This window comes from Kutzneria kofuensis (assembly GCF_014203355.1).
Lineage (GTDB): Bacteria > Actinomycetota > Actinomycetes > Mycobacteriales > Pseudonocardiaceae > Kutzneria > Kutzneria kofuensis.
Genome location: NZ_JACHIR010000002.1, coordinates 460,202 through 481,107, shown reverse-complemented (window position 1 = coordinate 481,107; position 20,906 = coordinate 460,202). Strand labels below are relative to the sequence as shown.

The 20,906-nt window shown below is 70.8% G+C and carries 20 protein-coding genes; 10 read left to right on the top strand and 10 right to left on the bottom strand.

Going from position 1 to position 20,906, the window contains the following annotated elements:
* The first annotated feature begins 103 nt into the window (after nt 1–103).
* From BJ998_RS41190 to BJ998_RS41175, 4 genes are all read left to right on the top strand, one after another.
* On the top strand, nt 104–475 hold the full coding sequence (locus BJ998_RS41190; protein ID WP_184869551.1) for a DUF6292 family protein: 372 nt from the start codon (nt 104–106) through the stop codon (nt 473–475).
* Nucleotides 476–503: 28 nt separating this feature from the next.
* Nucleotides 504–1,688: a zinc-dependent alcohol dehydrogenase gene (locus BJ998_RS41185; protein WP_184869550.1), complete on the top strand. Its 1,185-nt coding sequence runs from the start codon at nt 504–506 to the stop codon at nt 1,686–1,688.
* Between the two features lie 98 nt (nt 1,689–1,786).
* Nucleotides 1,787–2,164 (top strand): STAS domain-containing protein, encoded by a 378-nt coding sequence (locus BJ998_RS41180; protein WP_184869549.1) that lies wholly within the window; start codon nt 1,787–1,789, stop codon nt 2,162–2,164.
* Nucleotides 2,161–3,777 (top strand): SpoIIE family protein phosphatase, encoded by a 1,617-nt coding sequence (locus tag BJ998_RS41175; RefSeq protein WP_184869548.1) that lies wholly within the window; start codon nt 2,161–2,163, stop codon nt 3,775–3,777. The genes BJ998_RS41180 and BJ998_RS41175 overlap by 4 nt, the downstream gene beginning before the upstream one ends.
* Here BJ998_RS41175 and nrfD read toward each other — a convergent pair.
* From nrfD to BJ998_RS41145, 6 genes are all read right to left on the bottom strand, one after another.
* A complete protein-coding gene (gene nrfD, locus BJ998_RS41170) occupies nt 3,774–4,655 on the bottom strand; it encodes an NrfD/PsrC family molybdoenzyme membrane anchor subunit (RefSeq protein WP_184869547.1) in 882 nt (293 codons plus the stop codon). The genes BJ998_RS41175 and nrfD overlap by 4 nt on opposite strands.
* A complete protein-coding gene (locus tag BJ998_RS41165) occupies nt 4,652–5,461 on the bottom strand; it encodes a 4Fe-4S dicluster domain-containing protein (protein ID WP_184869778.1) in 810 nt (269 codons plus the stop codon). Before BJ998_RS41165 ends, nrfD begins: the two co-directional genes overlap by 4 nt.
* A 20-nt stretch (nt 5,462–5,481) precedes the next feature.
* Entirely contained in the window at nt 5,482–8,718 is a 3,237-nt protein-coding gene (gene fdh / locus BJ998_RS41160; RefSeq protein ID WP_184869546.1) for a formate dehydrogenase, read from the bottom strand.
* Nucleotides 8,719–8,774: 56 nt separating this feature from the next.
* Entirely contained in the window at nt 8,775–9,545 is a 771-nt protein-coding gene (locus tag BJ998_RS41155; protein WP_246490000.1) for an alpha/beta fold hydrolase, read from the bottom strand.
* Nucleotides 9,546–9,633: 88 nt separating this feature from the next.
* On the bottom strand, nt 9,634–10,701 hold the full coding sequence (locus BJ998_RS41150) for an NAD-dependent epimerase/dehydratase family protein (protein ID WP_184869545.1): 1,068 nt from the start codon (nt 10,699–10,701) through the stop codon (nt 9,634–9,636).
* Nucleotides 10,702–10,728: 27 nt separating this feature from the next.
* Entirely contained in the window at nt 10,729–12,351 is a 1,623-nt protein-coding gene (locus BJ998_RS41145) for a RecQ family ATP-dependent DNA helicase (protein ID WP_312890634.1), read from the bottom strand.
* A gap of 71 nt (nt 12,352–12,422) precedes the next feature.
* Between BJ998_RS41145 and BJ998_RS41140 the strand changes: the two genes are divergently transcribed.
* Genes BJ998_RS41140 through BJ998_RS41130 form a run of 3 tightly spaced genes read left to right on the top strand, consistent with a single transcriptional unit; the run spans nt 12,423 to nt 14,895 of the window.
* Nucleotides 12,423–12,806: a VOC family protein gene (locus BJ998_RS41140; protein WP_184869544.1), complete on the top strand. Its 384-nt coding sequence runs from the start codon at nt 12,423–12,425 to the stop codon at nt 12,804–12,806.
* Nucleotides 12,807–12,837: 31 nt separating this feature from the next.
* Nucleotides 12,838–13,272 (top strand): DUF6098 family protein, encoded by a 435-nt coding sequence (locus BJ998_RS41135; protein ID WP_184869543.1) that lies wholly within the window; start codon nt 12,838–12,840, stop codon nt 13,270–13,272.
* A gap of 33 nt (nt 13,273–13,305) precedes the next feature.
* A complete protein-coding gene (locus tag BJ998_RS41130) occupies nt 13,306–14,895 on the top strand; it encodes a phytoene desaturase family protein (protein ID WP_184869542.1) in 1,590 nt (529 codons plus the stop codon).
* Between the two features lie 222 nt (nt 14,896–15,117).
* On the opposite strand, the gene BJ998_RS41125 is transcribed toward BJ998_RS41130, so the two are convergent.
* Together BJ998_RS41125 and BJ998_RS41120 are read right to left on the bottom strand one after the other, a co-directional pair.
* Nucleotides 15,118–15,570 (bottom strand): SRPBCC family protein, encoded by a 453-nt coding sequence (locus BJ998_RS41125; RefSeq protein ID WP_184869541.1) that lies wholly within the window; start codon nt 15,568–15,570, stop codon nt 15,118–15,120.
* A 55-nt stretch (nt 15,571–15,625) separates the two neighbouring features.
* Nucleotides 15,626–16,654 carry a Ppx/GppA phosphatase family protein gene (locus BJ998_RS41120; protein ID WP_184869540.1) on the bottom strand — a complete coding sequence of 343 codons (1,029 nt, stop codon included), beginning with the start codon at nt 16,652–16,654 and terminating at the stop codon, nt 15,626–15,628.
* A gap of 238 nt (nt 16,655–16,892) precedes the next feature.
* On the opposite strand from BJ998_RS41120, the gene BJ998_RS41115 reads away from it, so the two are divergent.
* A complete protein-coding gene (locus BJ998_RS41115; RefSeq protein ID WP_184869539.1) occupies nt 16,893–17,231 on the top strand; it encodes an anti-sigma factor antagonist in 339 nt (112 codons plus the stop codon).
* Nucleotides 17,232–17,270: 39 nt separating this feature from the next.
* A complete protein-coding gene (locus BJ998_RS41110; RefSeq protein WP_184869538.1) occupies nt 17,271–17,990 on the top strand; it encodes an SOS response-associated peptidase in 720 nt (239 codons plus the stop codon).
* 30 nt (nt 17,991–18,020) lie between these two features.
* On the opposite strand, the gene BJ998_RS41105 is transcribed toward BJ998_RS41110, so the two are convergent.
* Together BJ998_RS41105 and BJ998_RS41100 are read right to left on the bottom strand one after the other, a co-directional pair.
* Nucleotides 18,021–18,821: a class I SAM-dependent methyltransferase gene (locus tag BJ998_RS41105; protein ID WP_184869537.1), complete on the bottom strand. Its 801-nt coding sequence runs from the start codon at nt 18,819–18,821 to the stop codon at nt 18,021–18,023.
* Nucleotides 18,822–19,036: 215 nt separating this feature from the next.
* On the bottom strand, nt 19,037–19,726 hold the full coding sequence (locus BJ998_RS41100) for an HIT family protein (protein WP_246489998.1): 690 nt from the start codon (nt 19,724–19,726) through the stop codon (nt 19,037–19,039).
* 553 nt (nt 19,727–20,279) lie between these two features.
* Between BJ998_RS41100 and BJ998_RS41095 the strand changes: the two genes are divergently transcribed.
* Nucleotides 20,280–20,870: a DUF1062 domain-containing protein gene (locus BJ998_RS41095; protein ID WP_312890633.1), complete on the top strand. Its 591-nt coding sequence runs from the start codon at nt 20,280–20,282 to the stop codon at nt 20,868–20,870.
* Nucleotides 20,871–20,906 lie beyond the last annotated feature (36 nt).

The window sequence follows — 20,906 nt, the reverse complement described above, 5'->3', positions numbered from 1 at the left end:
CCGATCGACATCCCTCATCAGTGCGAATGACCGAAACGTCCTCCGTGAGCCCTGCCGGCGCCAGGCCGGCAGGGCTCCGCACGGCAACGAAAGGAACCGCGGAGTGTTAGCGGCGCCGCAGACGGTCTGGTTGGACGACGACACGTTCGGGCGGGAACTGCGGGCCTACGTCACCGAGGTGGCCGCCGCGCTCGGTGTCGGCCCGGAGTCGACCATGGTGGATGCCACCACCCCGGCCTCGGCCTACCTGGCGCTGGACGGCTCGACCCCGGCGTTTCCCGACCGCGACCTGGCGCTGCTGTGGGACGAGCGCGTCGGCTGGTCGGCCGTGGTGGAGACGCGTTCCGGCGACGACCTGGTCCTGGGCCGGCCGGACCCGGTCCACGGCGTCCGCCCCGCGCCCGAGGTGCTGGTCCGGTTCGTGCGTGCGGTACGAGCCGGTGACATCGGGATTGCCCAGTCGCTCACCGGGTAGCCGGTGCTGACGACATGGGAGGAAGCCGATGAAGGCAGTGACCTGGCACGGTCGGCGGGATGTCCGCGTGGACACCGTCCCGGACCCGCGGATCGAGCAGCCGACGGACATCGTCGTGGGCGTGACCTCCAGCGGCATCTGCGGCTCGGACCTCCACCTGTACGAGGTGCTGGGGCCGTTCCTGGAGGAGGGCGACATCCTGGGGCACGAGCCGATGGGCGTCGTCGAGGAGGTCGGGCCGGAGGTCACGGCGGTGCGCCCGGGCGACCGGGTGGTGATCCCGTTCAACGTCTCCTGCGGCACCTGCTTCATGTGCGGCCAGGGGCTGCACTCGCAGTGCGAGACGACCCAGGTGCACGAACAGGGCAGCGGGGCCGCCCTGTTCGGCTACACCAAGCTGTACGGCCAGGTGCCGGGCGGGCAGGCGGAGTTCCTGCGCGTGCCGTTCGGCAACACGCTGCCGATCAAGGTCCCGGACGGCCCGCCGGACGACCGGTTCGTCTACCTGTCCGACGTGCTGCCGACGGCGTGGCAGGCGGTGGACTACGCGTCGGTGCCCGACGGCGGCAGCCTGGTGGTGCTGGGACTCGGGCCGATCGGCGACATGGCGTGCCGGGTCGCGCAGCACCGCGGCGCCGGCAAGGTGATCGGCGTCGACCTGGTGCCGGAGCGGCTGGAACGCGCGCGGTCCAACGGTGTGGAGGCGTTGGACCTCCGCGAGCACGGCCAGGACCTGCCCAAGGTGATCCGGGACATGACCGACGGCCGCGGTCCGGACTCGGTGGTCGACGCCGTCGGCATGGAGGCGCACGGTTCGCCGACCGCGCAGGTGACCCAGCAGATGACGGCGATGCTGCCGGACGCGATCCAGGGCTGGCTGATGAAGCGGGTCGGCGTGGACCGGCTGCACGCGCTGTACCTGGCGATCGACATCGTTCGCCGCGGCGGCACGATCTCGCTGTCCGGCGTGTACGGCGGCATGGCCGACCCGATGCCGATGCTGCGCATGTTCGACAAGCAGATCCAGCTCCGGATGGGCCAGGCCAACGTGCACCGCTGGGTCCCCGACATCCTGCCGCTGCTGGTCGACGGCGATCCGCTGGGCGTGGAGGGCTTCGCCACCCACCGGGTTCGGCTGGGGCAGGCGCCGGCCGCGTACCAGATGTTCCAGGAGAAGCGGGACGGCGCCGTGAAGGTGCTGCTGCAGCCCTGACGAAAAAGGAGGTTTGAACCACCGCCCGGCTGGTCACCCTCGCATCGGTGGTGCACGCTGCGCATGCCCCCTGCGATGGCAGGGGGCATGATGTCGGTGTGACCGGTCTCAGTGCGGATGAACCGAACAACGCGGAGGTAGGGTTGGCGACCGTCGCCGTCGAGCGTCCGGCCGACGACATCGCTGTCGTGCACGTGGACGGCGAGGTCGACATGGTCACGGCGCCGGCGCTGGAGAGCCAGGTCGTGACACTGCTGGGGGAGAAGCCCCGGGTACTGGTGATCGACCTCACCGACGTCCGCTTCTTCTCGTCGGCCGGCTTGGCCGTGCTGGCACTCGCCCACCGCGAGGCCGACGACCACACGCAGCTGCGGGTCGTCGCGAGCGACCCGGCGGTGATGCGCCCGCTGGAGCTGACCGGGCTGACCGAGGACCTGTTCATCCGGCCCACCCTGAAGGCCGCGATCGAGGGATGAGCGACGCCGACACACCGCTGCGATGGCACGGGCTGGCCAAGGCCGAACAGCTCTCCGGCATCCGCCGCTCCATCGAGGAGTGGAACGAACGCGCCGGGCTGTCCGTCGACCTGTCGCAGATGGTGGCGCTGGCCATGTACGAGGCGATGGCCAACGTCGTGGAGCACGCCTACCGCGACGACGGCATCGGCACGCTCGACGTCGAGCTCCGCCGGGACCGCGACGCCATCCTCGGGGTCGTCGCCGACGAGGGCCACTGGCATGTGAGCACGCCCGAGGAGCAGCACCACCGCGGGCGGGGCCTGGCGCTGATCGAGCGGCTCGCCGCGCAGGTCACCGTGCTGCCGGGCAACACCGGCACCAAGGTCCGCATGCGCTGGCCGATCGAGCGCAAGGAGCCGGACACCGATGCCCGCCTGCGGTTCCTGGACGCGGTCACCGACGCCGGCCTGGCCAGGTTGAGCACCGAGGCGGTGCTGCGGGAGCTGCTGGCCCGCATCCACGACCTGCTGCTCGTGGACACCGCGTCCGTGCTGACCTACGACCGGTCGGGCGACCATCTCGTCGCCACCGCGACCGTCGGCCTGGAGCAGCAGATCCTCCGGCCGACGCGAATCGCGGTGGGCAACGGCAACAGCGGCGGCCTGGCCAGCCGGGTGGCCCAGTCCCAGGAGCCGCTGATCGTCGACCAGATCGACCACACGACCGTCGAGACGCCGCTGTTGTGGGAGAGCGGTGTCACCTCGCTGTTGGGCGTGCCCATGGTGGCCGCCGGAACGCTCGTCGGCGTGCTGCGGGTCGGCGTCACCGGCGAGCGGAAGTTCACCGACCAGGACATCCTCCTGCTGCGGGTCGCCGCCGACCGGCTCGCGCTCGCGGTCCAGGCGCATTCGTCCAACGCGGAGAGCAGCGCGACGACGGCGCTGCAGCGCAGCCTGCTGCCCAGCCGCCTGCCGTCCGTGGCCGGCCTGGACTTCGCCGGCCGGTACGCCCCCGGCGCCGACCTCGGCGTCGGCGGCGACTGGTACGACGTGTTCCCGCTGTCCGGCGGCCGCATCGGCATCGTCATCGGCGACGTCGCCGGGCACGGCTTCCCCGCGGCCGTGGTCATGGGCCGACTGCGCAGTGCGCTGCGGGCGTACGCGCTCGACAACGAGGCGCCCGAGGTGGTGCTGGACAAGCTGGACCGCAAGGCGAGCCACTTCGAGGCCGGCGTCATGGCCACCGTGGCGTACGCGGTGGTCGAGCCCACGGCCGGCCGGCTGACGCTGTGCCTGGCCGGCCACCTGCGGCCGGTGCTGGCCATGCCCGGCCGCCCGAGCGAGTTCGTCGACGCCCCCGTGGACCCGCCGATCGGCTTCTCGCTCAAGGGCCGGCACCGCCGCAGCCACGTGGTCGACGTGCCGCCGGGCGCCACCGTGTGCTTCTACACCGACGGCCTGATCGAGCGCCGGGACCGGCCCATCGACGCCGGCCTGGCCGAGCTGCTGAACGCCGTCGCGGCGGTGCCGTCCGAGACGGTGTGCGCCGAGCTCATGACCGAGTTCGTCGAGGGCCAGCCCACCGCCGACGACGTCGCGCTGCTGGTCGTGCACCGCACCGAGGACGGCTAGGCCCGCTGCGGCTCCACGGTGTACTTCGGGTCCTCGGCCGACTGCACGCCGGCGTGGAAGATGCCGAGCCTGGTGCACGCGGAGCCGGCCAGCAGGGCGGCCCCGCCGACCGCGGCGGCCAGGCGGCTGCGGCGACCGAGCAGCGCGCCGACGGCCGCGCCGCCGATGGTCAGCGCCTCGGCGGCCTTGAGCAGCTTGCCGGCCTTGCCCTGGTGGTGGGTCTCGGCGACCAGGCCCAGTCGGGACCGCATCTGGTGCATGGCCACGGTTTCCAGAGCCGCGCCGAACAACCCCGCGCGCCGGGCCGGCCCGGCCTCGGCCGGGTCGGCGGCGAGCATGCCGAGCCCGGCGGCGGCCGTCGCGGCCGATCCGACGAACACGAACGGCATCTCCCGGTAGCCGCCGTGCCACGCCGGCGTCGCGGTGTCCGAGATCAGCACGGCCGTGTACGAGGCGACGGCCGGCCCGAGCAGGCCCGCGCCGATCGTGGCGGCCCGGCCGATGCCCGGGAACAGCCCGGTGACGGCCGTCGCCGCCGCGACGCCCGCGGCCGGGCCGTAGCCGGCGAGCAGCCAGGAGCCGATGCTCATCGGCGAGGTCGGCTTGACCACTCGGAGCATGTTCACGAACCGCGTCGGCTTACCGAGATCGTGCACCAGAGCCGCCGCGGAAGCGGAGATCGCGCCCAGCGCCGCGACCTTGCCGGCGCGGGCCAGCCCCGGCCGCGCGGTGAGCTCCGCGCCGGCGGCCAGCACCGAGGAGGCGCCGGCCAGGCCGCCGAGGAACAGGTAGCCGCCGATGTCCAGCGGCGACCAGACGGGGGCCTTGAGGACGGGCTTGCCGTAGTACGAGTCGAACTGGGGCTTGGAGTTCTTCATCGCCTGCCACCAAGGAAAGTCGCCGCCAGTCCGATCAGCAGGGTCGCCGCGGCGACACCCGCGTGCCGCCACATCGACGGCAGGTCCCGTGTGGTCACAACGGGATCCGGCGGCAGCCCGTACACCTCGGGCTCGTCCAGCAGCAGGAAGAACGCCCCCGCGCCACCCACACCGTCATCGGGGTTCTCGCCGTACAGCCGGGCCTTCTCGAAGCCGTCCGCGTGCAGCTGCTCGACCCGCTGCGCGGCCCGTTCCCGCAGCTCCTCCAACTCGCCGAACTGGATGGAGTCGGTCGGGCACGTCTTGGCACAGGCCGGTTCCTGGCCGGCGCCGAGCCGGTCGTAGCACATCGTGCACTTGAACACCCGGCCGTCGTTCTCGCGCTGGTCGATCACGCCGAACGGGCACGCCGGCACGCAGTAGCCGCAACCGTTGCACACATCCTCCTGCACGACAACGGTTCCGTACTCGGTGCGGAACAGCGCGCCGGTCGGGCACACGTCCAGGCAGGCGGCGTGCGTGCAGTGCTTGCACACGTCCGAGGACATCAGCCACTGGAAGTCCGGAGTGGACTGTCCGACGGTCGGCATTCCCAGGTCCACCGCCTGGACTCCCTCGGCGGGCTTCTCGACGGGCTTCTCGATGAAGGCGACGTGCCGCCAGGTGTCGGCGCTCAACCCGCCGGTGTTGTCGAACGAGTTGCCGCTGAAGTTGAGCCCGTCCTCGGGGACGGCGTTCCACTCCTTGCACGCCACCTCGCACGCCTTGCAGCCGATGCAGACGCTGGTGTCGGTGAAGAAACCCATCCGGGGCTGCGTTTCCACGCTCACACCTCCATGCCGGTGCGGTCGGTGATGCCGGCTCGTCGCTGGTACTCGCGGACGAGGTCGACGCGATCCGCTCCACGCGGCCGCCGCCCGGGCCGGATGTCCGCGGTGAGCGCCTTGTCCTCCTGGATGTGCGCGTTGGGGTCGAGGGAGATCGCGGTGAGCTCGTTGGCGGCGTCACCGGACGCGAGGCCGTTGGGACCCCAGTGGTAGGGCAGGCCGATCTGGTGCACCTTCCGACCCTGCGCGGTCAGCGTCGGCATGCGGTCGGTGACCATCACCCGCGCCTCGATGGCGTTGCGGGCGGTGACGATCGTGGCCCAGCCGCCGTGTTCGAGTTCTCGCTCGCGGGCCAGTTCCGGCGACACCTCGCAGAAGAACTCCGGCTGCAGCTCGGCCAGGTACGGCGTCCACCGGCTCATGCCGCCGGCGGTGAAGTGCTCGGTCAGCCGATACGTCGTGACGACGTAAGGGAAAACCTTCGATCCGGTGGGGTGGTAGCGGTTGTGCTCGCTGTCGAACACCAGCCGGCTCGGCCCGCGCTGCTGGGGGTAGAGGGCGTTGACGAACGGCGAGTCCTGCGGCTCGTAGTGGGTGGGCAGCGGGCCGTCGTCCAACCCGGCCGGTGCGTACAGCCAGCCCTTGCCGTCGCCCTGCATGATGAACGGATCCTTGCCGCTCAACGCGTCCGCGCCGCGGGCATCCTCATCCGGCTCGTAGTCGGGCTTCTTGTCCGTGTCGAAGTCGGGCACGTCGTGGCCGGTCCACTTCTCGCCGTCCCACCAGACCAGGCTCTTGCGCTCGCTCCACGGCTTGCCGTCCGGATCGGCCGACGCGCGGTTGTACAGGATGCGCCGGTTCGCCGGCCACGCCCACGCCCATTCCGCGGCGATCCAGTCCTGCTCCTGGCCGGGCTTGCGGCGCGCGGCCTGGTTGACGCCGTCGGCGTAGACGCCGCAGTAGATCCAGCAGCCGCACGACGTCGACCCGTCATCGGAGAGTTCCTTGTACGAGCCCAGATGCTTGCCGTCGGCGTCGAAGCCGTTGATCTCGGCCAGCACGGCGGCGGCGTCGGGCTCGCCCATCTCGTCGATCATCGGGTAGTCCCAGGTCAGGTCCAGCACCGGGCGGTCGCGGTGGTCGGTGGACCCGGCCAGCTTCGCCCGGATGATCCGGCCCAGGTGGAACATGAACCACAGGTCGCTGCGGGCGTCACCCTCGGGCTCGACGGCCTGCTCGTGCCACTGCACCCAGCGGTTGGTGTTGGTGAAGGTGCCGGACTTCTCGGTGTGCGAGGCGGCCGGGAAGAAGAAGACCTCGGTGCCGATGTCCTCGGTGCGCATCTCACCGGTCTCGATCTCCGGTCCGTCCTGCCACCAGGTCGCGCTCTCGATCAGCGAGAAGTCCCGCACCACCAGCCATTCCAGCTTGGCCATGCCCAGCCGCTGCAGCTTGGCGTTGGCCGAGCCGACGGCCGGGTTCTCGCCCATCAGGAAGTAGCCCTTGCAGTTGCCGGCCAGCTGCTCCATCACCGTGTCGTAGTGGGCGTGTGAGCCGGTGATGCGCGGCAGGTAGTCGAAGCAGAAGTCGTTGTCGACAGTGGCCTTGTCGCCCCACCACGCCTTGAGCAGGCTCACCAGGTACGAGCGCATGTACGCCCAGTAGCCGGTCTCGGCGGCGTCGGCCTTGACGAAGTCGTCCAGCGTCTCGTTGGCATGCGCGTGCGGCATCGGAATGTAGCCGGGAAGCAGGTTGAACAGCGTCGGGATGTCGCTGGAGCCCTGGATGCTGGCGTGCCCGCGCAGCGCCTGGATGCCGCCGCCCGGCCGGCCGATGTTGCCCAGCAACAACTGCAGGATGGAGGCGGTGCGGATGTACTGCGAGCCAACGGTGTGCTGGGTCCAGCCGACGGCGTAGGCGAAGGCGCTCGTCCGGTCGCGACCGGAGTTCTCGGTCAGCGCGTCGCAGACGGCCAGGAACTTCTCCACGGGCGTGCCGCAGATCTCCGACACCAGCTCGGGCGTGTAGCGGGCGTAGTGGCGCTTGAGGATCTGGAAGACACAGCGCGGATGCTGCAGCGTCGGATCCGTCTTCGGCTTGCCGGACAGTCCGACACCGCCGGAGCCCCGGCCCTCGGCCTTGCCGGCGCGGTGCTGGCTCTCCCCGCCGCTGCTGTGCTCCTCGTAGCCCTGGTCGCGGTCACCGGTGGCCGCGGTCATCTCCACGCCCTCGTACTGCCACGTGTCGAAGTCGTAGTGCCGGGTCTCGGCGTTGAAACCGGAGAACACGCCGTCGAGGTCCTCGGTGTCGCGGAAGTCCTCGCCCACGATCGAGGCGGCGTTGGTGTAGTTGAGCACGTAGTCGTGGAAGTACTTGTCGTTGCTCAGCACGTGGTTGATGACGCCGCCGAGGAAGGCGATGTCGGTGCCGGGGCGGATCTGCACGAACAGGTCGGCCAGGGCGCTGGTGCGGCTGAATCGCGGGTCGACGTGGATCACCTTGGCCCCGCGGGCCTTCGCCTCCATCACCCACTGGAAGCCGACCGGGTGCGCCTCGGCGAAGTTGGAGCCCTGGATGACGATGCAGTCGGAATGCTGCAGGTCCTGAAGGAACATCGTGGCGCCGCCGCGCCCGAAGGACGTGCCGAGCCCCGCCACGGTCGCGCTGTGGCAGACCCGGGCCTGGTTCTCCACCTGCACCACGCCCAGCGCCGTGAGGAGCTTCTTGATGAGGTAGTTCTCCTCGTTGTCCAGCGTCGCCCCGCCGAGGCTGGCCAGCCCCATCGTGCGGGCCACCCGAACGCCGTCCTTCTCGTCCTCCCAGCCCTCCGCACGGGACTTCAACACCCGGTCGGCCACCATCTCCATGGCCCGGTCGAGCGGAATCTCCTGCCAGTCCCTGGCGTGCGGGGCGCGGTAGAGCACCTTGTGCCGGCGGGACTCGCCGGTGGTGAGCTGCAGGCTCGCGGCGCCCTTGGGACAGAGCCGGCCGCGGCTGACGGGGGAGTCGGGGTCGCCCTCGATCTGCACGACCTTCTCGTCCTTGACGTACACGTTCTGGCCGCAACCAACCGCGCAGTACGGACAAACCGACTTCGCCACCCGGTCCGCCGTCACCGTCCTGGGGGTCAGCCGCTCGGTCGTGGCGGACGTGACCGCCGCTCCCCGGCCCAGCGGGTCCTCACCCTGCAGCTGGCGGTACACCGGCCAGGACTCGATCCATCGGCGGACGCCCACTGTTGGCTCCTCGGGGTCGACAACAGATGCCCCGGGCTACCCACCGGACCGGCCGTCTATGCGACCAGCGCCTTCGTATCGGCGGACCATTCCGCGAGGATCGGGCCCAGCGCCGCGTACACCGCGGGGTCGAAGGCCATGCCGGTGTGCGTGCTGCGGACCTCGATGCAGGTCGCGTACGGGTCCATGCACAGCCACCACGGGGCGATCGCGTCGTTACGCGAGTAGAACGCGACGGCCGGCACCGACTCCGGCAGCGGCGCCCGCAGCGCCTCCGAGTGCAGGGAGTAGCAGTCGCCGCCGAAGCAGTCGTTGTCGAGCAGGCCGGCGATGCCGAGAGTGGACAGCCGGGCCAGCGCGCGGGCGATGGGGATCACGCCCAGCCGCGCGCCGAGCAGGTCCAGCACCGGGCTGCCCAGCATGACCAGCCCGCGCACCAGCTCCGGCCGACGCGCCGCGACCAGCCGGGCGAGCGCGCCGCCGCGGCTCTGTCCCAGTAGGACGACCCGGCGGCCGGTGGCCTCCGCGTGCTCCTCCAGCCGGCGCTCGACCCGGTCGACGAGCGTGGACGTGCAGCCGATGTTGAGGCCGATCCGCGCCGGGGCCGGGTGGAAGCCCCGTGCCGTCAACCATCTCCTGGTCAGCGACAGGCTCCGATCGCCGGCCCCGAACCCCGGCACCAGCAGCACACCCTGACCGCCGCCCAGGTCCGGGTCGGCGGTCCGCCATACCGGGTGCCCGAGCAGGGCGGGCATCCCCAGCAGGGCCACGATGGCCTGTTCGCGGGCGAAACACCGCGCCAGGTAGAGAAGTTCACCGATCTTCATGCCGCCGAGTACCCGGGTTTTAGCCCGATTGAACCGACTCAATGCGCGGGGGACGGCGGGGCGAACCGGTCTGTCCGGTGTGGGCGACTCATCCCGCCTGGGACTGGTGGGTGGGCCGCCCACGACCCAACCGCCCCTTCCAGTCGAGCGGCCGCAACGGATGGCTACCGGTGCCCGCGCCCGCCCGCAGGCCGGCGGCCAGCTCGGCCAGCACGTCGTGCGCGTCGTGCTCGGGACGCCAGCCCAGCACGCGGCGCGCCCGGTCCGTGTCCACCAGTGCCGCCTTGTCGGCCAGGACCAGCCAGCCGGGATGCAACGGCTGCAGCCCCATCCGCCAGCCCAGCCAGGCTGCCGCACTGCTGGGCCAGCGCGGCACCGGGATCCGCGGGCCGCCGCCGAACGGCCGGGCCAGGTCGGAACCGGACAACACGGGCTCGGTGGCGAGGTTGAACGCCCCGCCGGCGCCACGCACGACGATCGCCTGCAGCGCGGTGGCCACGTCGCCGGCGTGCACCACCTGGGCGCGCAGGCCCTTCCACCACGGCAACGGCAGCCACCGCTGCCCGAGCAGGCGTTCCGGCAGCAGCGGGCTCAGCGTCCACCGGGCGAACTGCCCGCCCGCATCGTGCTGGAGGATCGCGCACGGCCGGATGCGAGCCACCGTCACGTCCGGATGGCGGGCCGAGAACTCGTCCAGCATCCGTTCGAAGATGACCTTGCCTCGGCTGTAGGCGCTGCCCGGGATGCCGTGCCGCGGCCAGTTCTCGTCGATCCGGACCCACCGCTGCGGCGCCTCGTAGGCCGCCACCGACGACGCGGCCACCAGATGCGGCACATGCGCCCGCGCCGCCGCCGCGAGCACGTGCTCGCTGCCGGACACGTTGGTGCGGTGCATCGGCGGATCGTCGCGGTGCGGGTGGATGGCCCAGGCCAGGTGCACCACCGCGCTCGCGCCGGCGAACACGTCCGCGAGGCGGTCGGTCGCATCGGGCTCGCCGACGTCGCAGACCACCCAATCGGCCAGGTCGTACGGCGGCCGTGACCGGTCCGGCAGGTGTCGGGCGATCCCCGTCACCTGCCAGTCCCCGGCCCGGCGCAAGGTCCTCAACAGAGCGGTGCCCACGTTCCCGCTGGCACCCGTCACCACGATCCGCACGGCGACGAATACCCGCTCCGCCCGCCCTCACTCCGGCGCCAGCAGGTTCTGTTCGCGCACTGCGTCCAGCGACAGGATCTTGTAGCCTTCCTCGTCGAACAGCACGGCCATGCGGTCCTCCTCGATCGACATCACCACGCCGTGACCCCACTGCGCGTGCCGGACCTGGCCGTTGAGCGGGAACTCGTCGGTGCCGGGGGAGAGGCGCTGCGCCGTGCCGGCCTCGCAGGTGTCGCAGTTGCCGCACGGATCGTCAAGCCGTTCCCCGAAATAGCCGAGCAGGTACTGCCGGCGGCAGCCGGTCGTCTCGGCGTACCCGCGCAGCATGTGCAGGCGCGACCGCAGCATGCGGCGGTGCCGCTCCGCCACCTCGACCGCCTCCGACACCGCATGGTCGACCGTCTCATCAGGACGGAGGTCGACGGTGCCGTCCTCGGCCGCGGTGACGGCACCGGCTTGTTCGAGCAGGTTCACCGCCCTCGTGCGCTGGGCCGGGGAGGCGTCGACCTCCAGCTCCTTCAGTGCCACCGGGCCGTCCTCGTCATGCAGGACCTGCGCGACGGCGTCGAGCGCCTGCTCGGGCGGATTCGCCGCGGTCAGGAACCGTTGCAGGCCGAGGTCCTCGGCGCGGTAGCACAAGGTGATGTGGGCAGGGTCGCCGTCGCGGCCGGCCCGCCCGATCTGCTGGTAGTAGGAGTCCAGTGAGTCCGGCACGGAGGCGTGCACCACGAAGCGCACGTCCGGCTTGTCGATGCCCATGCCGAACGCCGAGGTCGCCGCCACGACGTCGAGCTCGCCGGCCATGAACTGCTCGTGCACGCGCTCACGATCGGCCGCCTTCATACCGGCGTGATAGGCGGCCGCCCGAACCCCGATTCGGGCGAGCTCCTCGGCGTGCGACTCGGCGTCCTTGCGGCTGGCCGTGTAGACGAGGCCGCATCGGGTGGCCGGGTCGGCGGTGAGCGTGCGGACGTGCGCGGTGACGGCGTTGCGCTTCTCCGCGTCCTCGGTGAACCGCTGCACGGACAGGTGCAGGTTGGGACGGTCGAAGCTGGCGACGACCTGCACGGGATCGCGCAGACCGAGTCGTTCGGCGATGTCGGCACGGACCGGCGGAGCCGCGGTCGCGGTCAGCGCGAGCACCGGCGGATGCCCGAGCCGGCCGATCACCGGCGCGAGGCGGAGGTACTCGGGCCGGAAGTCGTGTCCCCAGGACGAAACGCAGTGTGCTTCGTCCACCACGAACAACGACACCTGTAATTCCGTCAGCTCGTCGACCACCTCCGGCTTGGCCAGCTGCTCCGGCGACAGGAAGACGTATCGCGCCTCGCCGGCGCGCAACGCCTCCCACGCTTCCGTCTGCTCGGAGCCGCGCTGCGTGGAGTTGACCGCGACGGCGCGCGGCGCGTCGCTGCCCTCGATCGCGTCGAGCTGGTCGTGTTGCAGCGCGATCAGCGGCGACACCACCACAGTCGGCCCGTCGAGCAGCACGGTCGGGGTCTGGTAGATCGCCGACTTCCCCGCGCCGGTGGGCAGGACGACCAGCACGTCATGCCCGGCGAGCACGTGTCGCATCGCCTTGAGCTGCTCGTCACGCAGATGACGCCAGCCGAACGTCTCCTCGGCCACACGGCGCAGGTCTTCGGTCACCCGGGCGAGTTACCACCGCCCGCGGCGTCAAAACCGTTTGGACGCGCGGTCTTGGCGGGAAATCCCCGGCCATGAACGGGTTGCGCCTGTCGGGTGTCGTGCTGAACAGTCGGGAGCCGCGGAAGCTCGCGGCCTTCTACTGCCGGCTGCTGGACCTGGAACCCGACCAGGACTCCGAGCACTGGGTGTCCGTGGTGACGCGGCAGGGGGTTCGGCTGTCGTTCCACCACGACGAGGACTACCGGCCGCCGGTGTGGCCGAGCCGGGACGCGGAGCAGCAGATGATGCTGCACCTGGACATCGACGTCGACGACCTGGAGGCGGCCTGCGCGCACGCCGTGCGGGCCGGGGCGCGGCCGGCCGACTTCCAGCCGCAGGACCCCGTTCGGGTGATGCTCGATCCCGACGGGCATCCGTTCTGCCTCGCGGAATTGAGTGGTTCAACGCGGTCGTAGCGGGCATCCGGGCTCCGTGTCTGATCGAAACATGCCCGTGGTGCACGACCTGGCGGGGCTGGTCGACCTGGTGACCGAGGACGACGACGACCTGTACGTCCGGTGGTCGCAAGGCCCGGACACCGACGGGGACGGAATGTCCAGTCGGGACGGTCTGACCGGCGTCCCGCTGCCCGGGCTGTCGGCGAACCCGCTACGGGTCGAACCGTGGTGGGGCGACCGGTCGCTGCGGCTGTGGCTGGCCCGTCGGCTGTACGACTACCGCCATCTCCGTGAACTGCGCGGGCCCGGCGTGCGGCCGTGGGTGCTGGCGGCGACCGAATGCGGCCGTGGCCCGGACAACGAGCCCCTGGTCGTCGACGTCCGGCCGGTGGCCTGGATCGACGACGCGGTGCTGGAGGAGTGCGAGAAGGAGGTTGCGGACCAGCATTCCGCCGAGTGGGGGCCGCTCGACCGGCGCTCCTGAGTTTGGGGCGCGGGAACGGGGGAATCCGCTGCCATGACGGAGTCCGCGGACGCCGTGGTCGTCGGTGCCGGCCACAACGGGTTGGTCGCTGCGAACCTGCTGGCGGACGCCGGATGGCAGGTCCTCGTCCTGGAGGCCGCCGACCGACCCGGCGGGGCCGTGCGCACCGAGGAACTCGCGGCGCCGGAGTTCCACAGCGACCTGTGCAGCGCCTTCTTCCCCATGACCGCCGCCTCGCCCGTGTTCGCCGGCCTCGACCTGGGGCGTTACGGCCTGAAGTGGCGGCACGCGCCCGAGGTCGTGGCCCACGTCCTGCCGGACGACCGCAGCGTGGTGCTGTCCCGGGACCTCGACCGGACCGCGCGATCGGTGTCCGAGTTCGCCGCCGAGGACGGCGACGCCTGGCGTCGCATGTACGACCAGTGGAGCCGGCTGCGGGATCCGTTCCTGGACGCGCTGTTCCGACCCTTCCCGCCCGTCCGCGCCGGTATGCGCCTGCTGCGCCGGGTCGGCACCGCCGAGGGCCTTCGCCTCGCCCGGATGGTGACGTTGTCCGCGCGCACCTTCACCGACGAGTGGTTCGCGGGGGAGGGCGCCCGGTTGTTGCTGGCCGGCAACGCGATGCACGCCGACGTCGGCGTCGACAACGCCGGCAGCGGTGTTTTCGGTTGGCTGCTGGCGATGCTGGGCCAGGACGTCGGGTTTCCGGTGCCCGAGGGCGGCGCCGGGCAGATCACCGCGGCACTCGTGCGCCGGCTGACCTCACGTGGCGGCAAAGTCGTGTGTGGCCGCCGGGTCGACAAGATTCTCGTCGCGAGTGGACAGGCGGTCGGCGTGCGGGACGCGGAGGGCCAGCCGGTGCGGGCCCGTCGCGCCGTGCTGGCCGATGTGCCCGCGCCCGCGCTCTATCTCGACCTCGTCGGCGCCGAGCATCTGCCGGCCCGGCTCGTCGACGACCTGTCGCGGTTCCACTGGGATCCCGCGACCGTCAAGGTGGACTGGGCGCTGTCCGGGCCGGTGCCGTGGATCGCGGAGCAGGTTCGCGGCGCGGGCACCGTGCACCTCAGCGCGGACATGGACGGCTTGTCGGCCTTCACCGTGGACCTCGCGCGGGGGCGTACGCCCCGTGACCCGTTCCTGTTGCTGGGCCAGATGACCACCGCCGACCCGTCACGTTCCCCGGCCGGCACGGAAGCCGTTTGGGCGTACACGCATGTGCCGCACGGACAGCGTTGGGACAACGCCAAGCTGGCGCGGGCCGCCGACCGGATCGAGCGTGTCGTCGAGCGACACGCCCCCGGTTTCTCCTCGCTGGTCGTCGGCCGGGCCGTGCAGGGGCCGGGCGATCTGCAGGGGCACAACCCGAGCCTGGTCGACGGTGCGATCAACGGCGGAACCTCGGCGATACACCAGGAGTTGTTCCTCCGTCCGGTGCCTGGCCTGGCCCGGGCCGACACTCCCGTGCAGCGGCTGTTCCTGGCCAGCGCCTCCGCCCATCCCGGCGGTGCCGTGCACGGCGGCCCCGGCAGCAACGCCGCGCGGGCGGCGCTGGCCCGGAACGGGTGGGCCGGCGGCGGCTACCAGGCCACGATCAACGCGGCCCACCGCCTCATCTACGGCTGACCCCGCCCCGCCCTCCTGCCCCGCACGCCACGTGAGTGGCTCAGTTGGCTTTTGGGGCGCACGTGAGTGGCTCAGGTGGCTTTCAGGGGGCACGTGAGTGGCTTAGGTGGCTTTCGGGGGGCACGTGAGTGGCTCGCTTGGTTTGGGGAGCACGTGAGTGGCTTAGGTGGCGTTCGGGCCTACGTGAGTGGCTCAGGTGGCTCTCGGGGCCACGTGAGTGGCTCATTTGGCTTGCTGGGAGCGGGCGCGGCCCCCGGCGAGGTCGGCCAGCCGAGACAGGGCTTCCCGGTTGCGTGGGCGCAGCAACACGGCCTGCACTGCGGTCGGCATCAGCGCGGCCGGCCCCTCGGTGGCCTGCTCGCCCATGACGATCCGGGTGCCGTTCGCCGTGGGCGTCAGGTCGAAGCGGATCCTCGCCACCCCGAACGGCCACAGCCGGGCCCGCAGCTCGATCATCCGGTCCGGCGCCACCGCGGTGACCTCGGTCCAGTCGTTGAACTGCAGCGGCCACAGCCCCGCGCTGTGGTGGATCCGCGTGCCCGCCGCGGGCCACTCCGGGTCGACCTCCCGGATGTGGGAGTTGCCGACCACCCACCCGGCGTAGGACCAGCCGTCGGCGAGCACGGCGAACACGTGCTCCGGGGACACCTCGACCGTCCTGCTGACCTCCATCATGCCGACGGAGTGCCCGGCGGCCGGGCGGCGAAACGGATCAGCCGGGCGAAACGGATCAGGTGCCGGCGGCCGCGGCGGACCCGATCATCAGTTGTCGCGGGATATCGTAGACTTTCGGCTGGTCGGCCAGTGAAATCGGCTGCAGCGGAAGGAAACCGCGGGCGTCCCACACCGCGTGGCACAGCACGACACCCTCGCGCAGCGCCCACGGGCACACGTCCACCGACGGCACCTTGAACTGTCTCATCGCGGCGTGCGCGACCATCGCCCCGGCCACCATCTGCCCGGCCCGGGACCGGGACACGCCACGGAATTCGGCACGCTCGGCGATCGGTGTGCGGGCCAGGCGCGGCACCCACTTCGCGACGTCGTCCACGGTCAGCCGGCGGCGCACGAACGGCCCCTGCCGCTGCGGCGGGGCGCCGGCCAGCCGGGCCAGCTGCTTGAACGTCTTCGACGTCGCCACGGCCCGGTTCGGCGTGCCCTCCCAGGCCAGCCGCTCGGCCACCTCGCCCAGTTCGTCCCGGATGTGCCGGCGCAGCCGGCGCAGCTGCTTGGCCGTCGGCAGGTCGTCCGGCAGGAACCGGCGGGTCAACCGGCCCGCGCCGAGTGGCAGCGACACGACCAGGTCGGGCAGCAGGCCGGTGCCGTACACGATCTCCATCGAGCCGCCGCCGATGTCGAGCACCAGCAGCCGGCCCGCCGACCAGCCGTACCAGCGGCGGGCGGCGAGATAGGTCAGCCGGGCCTCGTCCTCGCCGCTGAGGAACTGCGGCCGGATGCCCGTGCCGTCCTCGATCCGCGACACGATCGCGTCCCGGTTGGTGGCGTCCCGGATCGCCGAGGTGGCGAACGTGTAGAGCTGGTCGACCTCCAGTCGTTGGGCGGCGTCCAGCGCTCTGGACACCGCCTCGACCGCGCGTCTGACTCCGTGTTCGTCGATGGCGCCGTCGGGTGTGTACGACTCCGCCAGTAGTGTCGGCTCCTTGACGGCGTACGCGGGCAGCGGCGGGCCGCCCGGGACGATGTCCACCACCTGCAGCTGCGCCGAGTTCGACCCGATGTCCAACACACCCAATCGCATGGCCGGGGCTACCCCGGCGGGGGCCGGGTGAATCCGTGAAGAATTCACCGGCCCGTGGGTTTATTCGAATCGGTTCTGGGTATGCGCGTTGTCCCTCCTCCCGGCCGCCTCTACTGTCGGTAGTGGTTGAGCGAGCAGCCGATGGCGTGGCACGTCCGTGTCCAGTTCGGGCTGCGTCTTCCACCTACTTCTGGAAGCGGTTCCCATGTCAGCGACGCCCGGCACGACCCCCATCTCCGTGAGCACGGAGCGTATCGGCACCATCGCCATCCTGCACCTGTTCGGCGAGCTCGACCTCGCGACCGTCGACGACGTCGACCAGCGGATCACCGAGGCCGCAACGGATATCACCGCCCTGGTCGTCGACCTCGACGGGCTGAGTTTCCTGGCGTCGACCGGGCTCAGCCTGCTCGCGCGGTGGTCGGCCCGGGCCGAGGAGGAGGGCTTCGGCTTCCGGGTGGTGGCTTCCCGCCGGCAGGCGCTGCGGCCGCTGCAGATCACCGCGCTCGACAGCCTGATCACGATCGACGCCACCGTCGACGAGGCCCTCGTCGCGCTGCCGCGCCGGGCCGGTTGACGACACCTCCGGCGTGGGGTTTGCGGCAGAATCCGTGACATGTGCGGTCGATACGCCAGTGCTCAGACCGACGCCGAGTTGGCCAAGGCGTTCGAGGTCGTCGATGTCGTCGGCGATGAGCCCGAGCCGTCCTGGAACGTCGCGCCGACGCAGCAGGTTCGCGCCGTGCTGGAACGCGCGCCCAAGGACGAGCCGGAGGCGCCCGCCGCTCGGCTGCTCCGTTCGGTGCGCTGGGGCCTGGTGCCGTCGTGGGCGAAGGACGTCAAGGTCGGCAACAAGATGATCAACGCCCGGGTCGAGACCCTGCTGGCCAAGGCCGCCTTCAAGTCCGCCGCCAGGCGCCGGCGGTGCGTCATCCCCGCCGACGGCTACTACGAGTGGATGAAGATCGACAACCGGAAGGTGCCGTTCTTCCTGCACCCCGAGGACGGGCAGCCGCTGGCCATGGCCGGCCTGTACGAGCTGCGCCCCGACCCCGAACTGCCCGAGGACCACCCCGACCGGTGGCTGTGGACCTGCACCGTGATCACCACCACCGCCGCCGACACCCTCGGCCACATCCACGACCGCAGTCCGCTGCTGATTCCCGGCGGTGACCTGCTCGACGCGTGGCTCGACCCCCGGCTGGACGACCCCGACGACGTGCAGGCGCTGATCAACAGCCTGCCCGAGCCGCACCTGGAGCCGTACGAGGTGTCGACGGCCGTGAACAGCGTGCGGAACAACGGGCCGCACCTCGTCGACCCGGTGACCGCCTGACCCTGGCCCGGTCTGGCGGCCTTGCACGGTTTACGCGTTTGGTGGGTCGTCGTTTGGGCGCGTGCCCCTCGTGCCCTGTTTCCTTCCCACGATGCACCGGGCCATGCCCGGAACCCGGACCTTGCCGTTCTTCTCGAAAGCACTCACGTCGGCAATGGCGTGTGCCCGAATCCGCTCCCGCGCCGCTTCGTCGACCTGCCGCAGCGCGGCAACCGCCGGCGAGACGTGCTCACTGATCACCTTCCAGTACTGCTCGGGCGATTCCGTCACGAGTTCGACGGGGACATCCCACTCGGCGATGTCGCGTAGCCCAGCACTCTCGTACAGGTCGCTGACATATCCCGGGGCCGCGCACCGGAACATGTTCGGCGCGTCCCGGTCGGGTGGCGCCACCACCGTCTCGGCGGCGATCGCCCGCATGGCGATCGCCGTCCACGGGTTTTCCTCGGGCTTGACCCACACCGACGAGCAGAGCCGCCCGCCCGGCTTGAGCACGCGCGCGAACTCGGCCGTCGCCTTGGCCACGTCAGGGAAGAACATGTACCCGAAACGCACGGAGACGCTGTCGAACGTGGCGTCGTCGAACGGGAGATCATCGGCGCTGCACACCGTCGTCTCGATGTTGGCGACCCCCTGCGCCCTGGCTCGTCGCGTGGCTATGTCGAGCATCTCCGGCACGAGGTCGGTCAGCACGACGCGCCCCGTCGGCAACCGTTTCGCGATGCTCAAACCCGGCTCGCCCGTGCCCGACGCGATGTCGAGATGCCGATGGCCGTCCGCGATGTCGAGACCTTCGATGATCGCCGCGCCGACCGGGCCCAGCTGATCCATGATCACCGAGCCCCACTTGTCCCAGCCCGCCGCGAGCCCCGCCCACGTCGCTCGCTGGGCGTTCCGGACCTCCTCGGACCTCGGCATCGGCCCTCCTCCCGCGTCGCCGCGTCCACCGGCCACGAAGGCACTCCTGATGCGAGCAGATGATGCCCGTCCCGGAGCCGTCGCGCACGTCGGCCGACGCCACGCCGGACTCGCGGCATGAGCGGAAGTCACCAGTCAGTCCGTCCAGTGATGGCGTCTTTGATCGCTTGCGCGTCGCTGTCGAGGAGCGACCTTTTGCGTTCCGGCGACTCGGCCTTGAAGGTCCAGCCGTCTCCCGCGTAGCGAGGGATGACGTGAAGGTGGAAGTGGAAGACCGACTGGAAGGCGACTTCGCCGTCACAGAGGAGGACGTTGATTCCCTCGCAGCGCATGCGTGAGCGTCGCAAGGCTCGCGCCATGTCGTGACCGACCGACCAGACGTGAGCGCTCGTTGCTCCGTCAAGGTCTTCGAGGCCCACCGCGTGTTCGCGTGGCACGACGAGAAGATGGCCGGGTGTGACGGGCTTCAGGTCCATGAAGGCGACAACGGTCTCGTCCTCGTACACCACGCTGGCCTCGGCCTGTCGCGCCACAATGGCACAGAAGATGCACTCATGCGCTGCCGATGTCGCGTTCTGTGCCATGCGCGCAATAGTTCCAGTGCGCCCAGACAGCTGCAATTCACTTGTCGGCGGGAGTCGGTGGGGGCGGTGGTGGCGTCGTAGAAAATCGATCACCGGCGGCCACACGTGCTGCGGGTCGCTGAACGGCGCGCCGTGCGCGAGGCCTTCCAGTTCGACGTAGTGCGCACCCGGAATGACCGCGGCGACCTCGCGGGCGCGGGCGGCGAACGTGTCGGTGTCCAGCTCGAATCCCATGACAAGACACGGCGTCGTCACCGCCGCGAGGGCCGACAACCGCTCCTGGTAGGTGCCGATTCACGGGATCGGCAAGGCGTTGCTCAGGAAAACCACCTCGGGACCGGAGCCCCAGGTGTGAACGACTCCGAGCTCGTCTTCCGACCGGTCCGCTGCCACGAAGCGCAGCCTGCCACAACGCCTCGCCCGCAACGCAGGCTGCGATGTCATCGGCGATCCCGCCTGTTCGGGGGTGACGAAAACCGGTTGCCCGACGGCCCCCGCTTCACCATCATGGCGGGCATGGAGTTGTAGCCAGTGGCTTTGGCGCGGAATGAGGACGGGTGCGAGTCGCGCCCGTCTCTTCCGCCGTACCTCTCGAAGCCCGCACCGTGTGATCGGTGCGGGTTTCCTTCACGTGACGTGCCCATGCGCCGTCGCGCCGGCCGGTGTGCTTTCACGCGCCGGCCGTATGCCACTGGTTCGGAGAGGCGATTCCCGCTGCCGTAAAAGCGGGCCGCCTCCATCAGCTCTGGAGTTCGCCGACACGATGAATGACTTTCGTGGTACCCGTGTGCCCGCCGACGGATCCGGCATCGACCGGAAAGCGCTGTGGGTGGTCAGGGAGCTCGGCCTGCCGGCAATCATCAGGGCGTGCCCGGCGTGCCGGTCGACGCGACACCACCCCACGGGCAAGGTCCGGGTGAACGCGAGCGGCAAGCTCCTCGACGTCTGGCTGCTGATCGGCTGCGAGCAGTGCGGCCGCACGTCGAAGATCCCGGTCTACGAGCGTGTCCACGTGCAGATGCTGGACCACGAGCGGCTGGTGATGTTCGAGAAGAACGACCCGGCCACGGTGCGACAGCTGGCCATGGACACGGCGCTGGCGGGCCGGGCACAGTACCGGCTCGACTGGAGCGGCACCTGGAAGCTGGACACCGACATGCCGTTCTACGAGCTCGAGAGCGAGGACGCGGCGCCGCTGGAGGTCGTCGTCAGGTTCGAGCTCCCGGCGCCGATCCGGGTCGAGAAGCTGTTGATGGCCGGGTTCGGCCTGAGCCGGGCGGCGGTGCGAGGCATGGTCGATTCGGGACGGATCCTCCTGCCGATGGCCGTCGACGCGAAGGCCCGCAAGGACTTCACCCTCTACGTCACACCGGCATAGGGGTTTCCCCGATGTTCGGGGCGGGACCGCGGCGCT

Bases quoted from the DNA above. Each gene is read 5' to 3' on its own strand.
- BJ998_RS41185 (WP_184869550.1), top strand. From the start codon at position 504: ATGAAGGCAGTGACCTGGCACGGTCGGCGGGATGTCCGCGTGGACACC.
- BJ998_RS41175 (WP_184869548.1), top strand. From the start codon at position 2,161: ATGAGCGACGCCGACACACCGCTGCGATGGCACGGGCTGGCCAAGGCC.
- nrfD (WP_184869547.1), bottom strand. From the start codon at position 4,655: ATGAAGAACTCCAAGCCCCAGTTCGACTCGTACTACGGCAAGCCCGTC.
- BJ998_RS41165 (WP_184869778.1), bottom strand. From the start codon at position 5,461: ATGGGTTTCTTCACCGACACCAGCGTCTGCATCGGCTGCAAGGCGTGC.
- BJ998_RS41155 (WP_246490000.1), bottom strand. From the start codon at position 9,545: ATGAAGATCGGTGAACTTCTCTACCTGGCGCGGTGTTTCGCCCGCGAA.
- BJ998_RS41140 (WP_184869544.1), top strand. From the start codon at position 12,423: ATGAACGGGTTGCGCCTGTCGGGTGTCGTGCTGAACAGTCGGGAGCCG.
- BJ998_RS41135 (WP_184869543.1), top strand. From the start codon at position 12,838: ATGCCCGTGGTGCACGACCTGGCGGGGCTGGTCGACCTGGTGACCGAG.
- BJ998_RS41130 (WP_184869542.1), top strand. From the start codon at position 13,306: ATGACGGAGTCCGCGGACGCCGTGGTCGTCGGTGCCGGCCACAACGGG.
- BJ998_RS41125 (WP_184869541.1), bottom strand. From the start codon at position 15,570: ATGATGGAGGTCAGCAGGACGGTCGAGGTGTCCCCGGAGCACGTGTTC.
- BJ998_RS41120 (WP_184869540.1), bottom strand. From the start codon at position 16,654: ATGCGATTGGGTGTGTTGGACATCGGGTCGAACTCGGCGCAGCTGCAG.
- BJ998_RS41110 (WP_184869538.1), top strand. From the start codon at position 17,271: ATGTGCGGTCGATACGCCAGTGCTCAGACCGACGCCGAGTTGGCCAAG.
- BJ998_RS41105 (WP_184869537.1), bottom strand. From the start codon at position 18,821: ATGGATCAGCTGGGCCCGGTCGGCGCGGCGATCATCGAAGGTCTCGAC.
- BJ998_RS41100 (WP_246489998.1), bottom strand. From the start codon at position 19,726: ATGGGATTCGAGCTGGACACCGACACGTTCGCCGCCCGCGCCCGCGAG.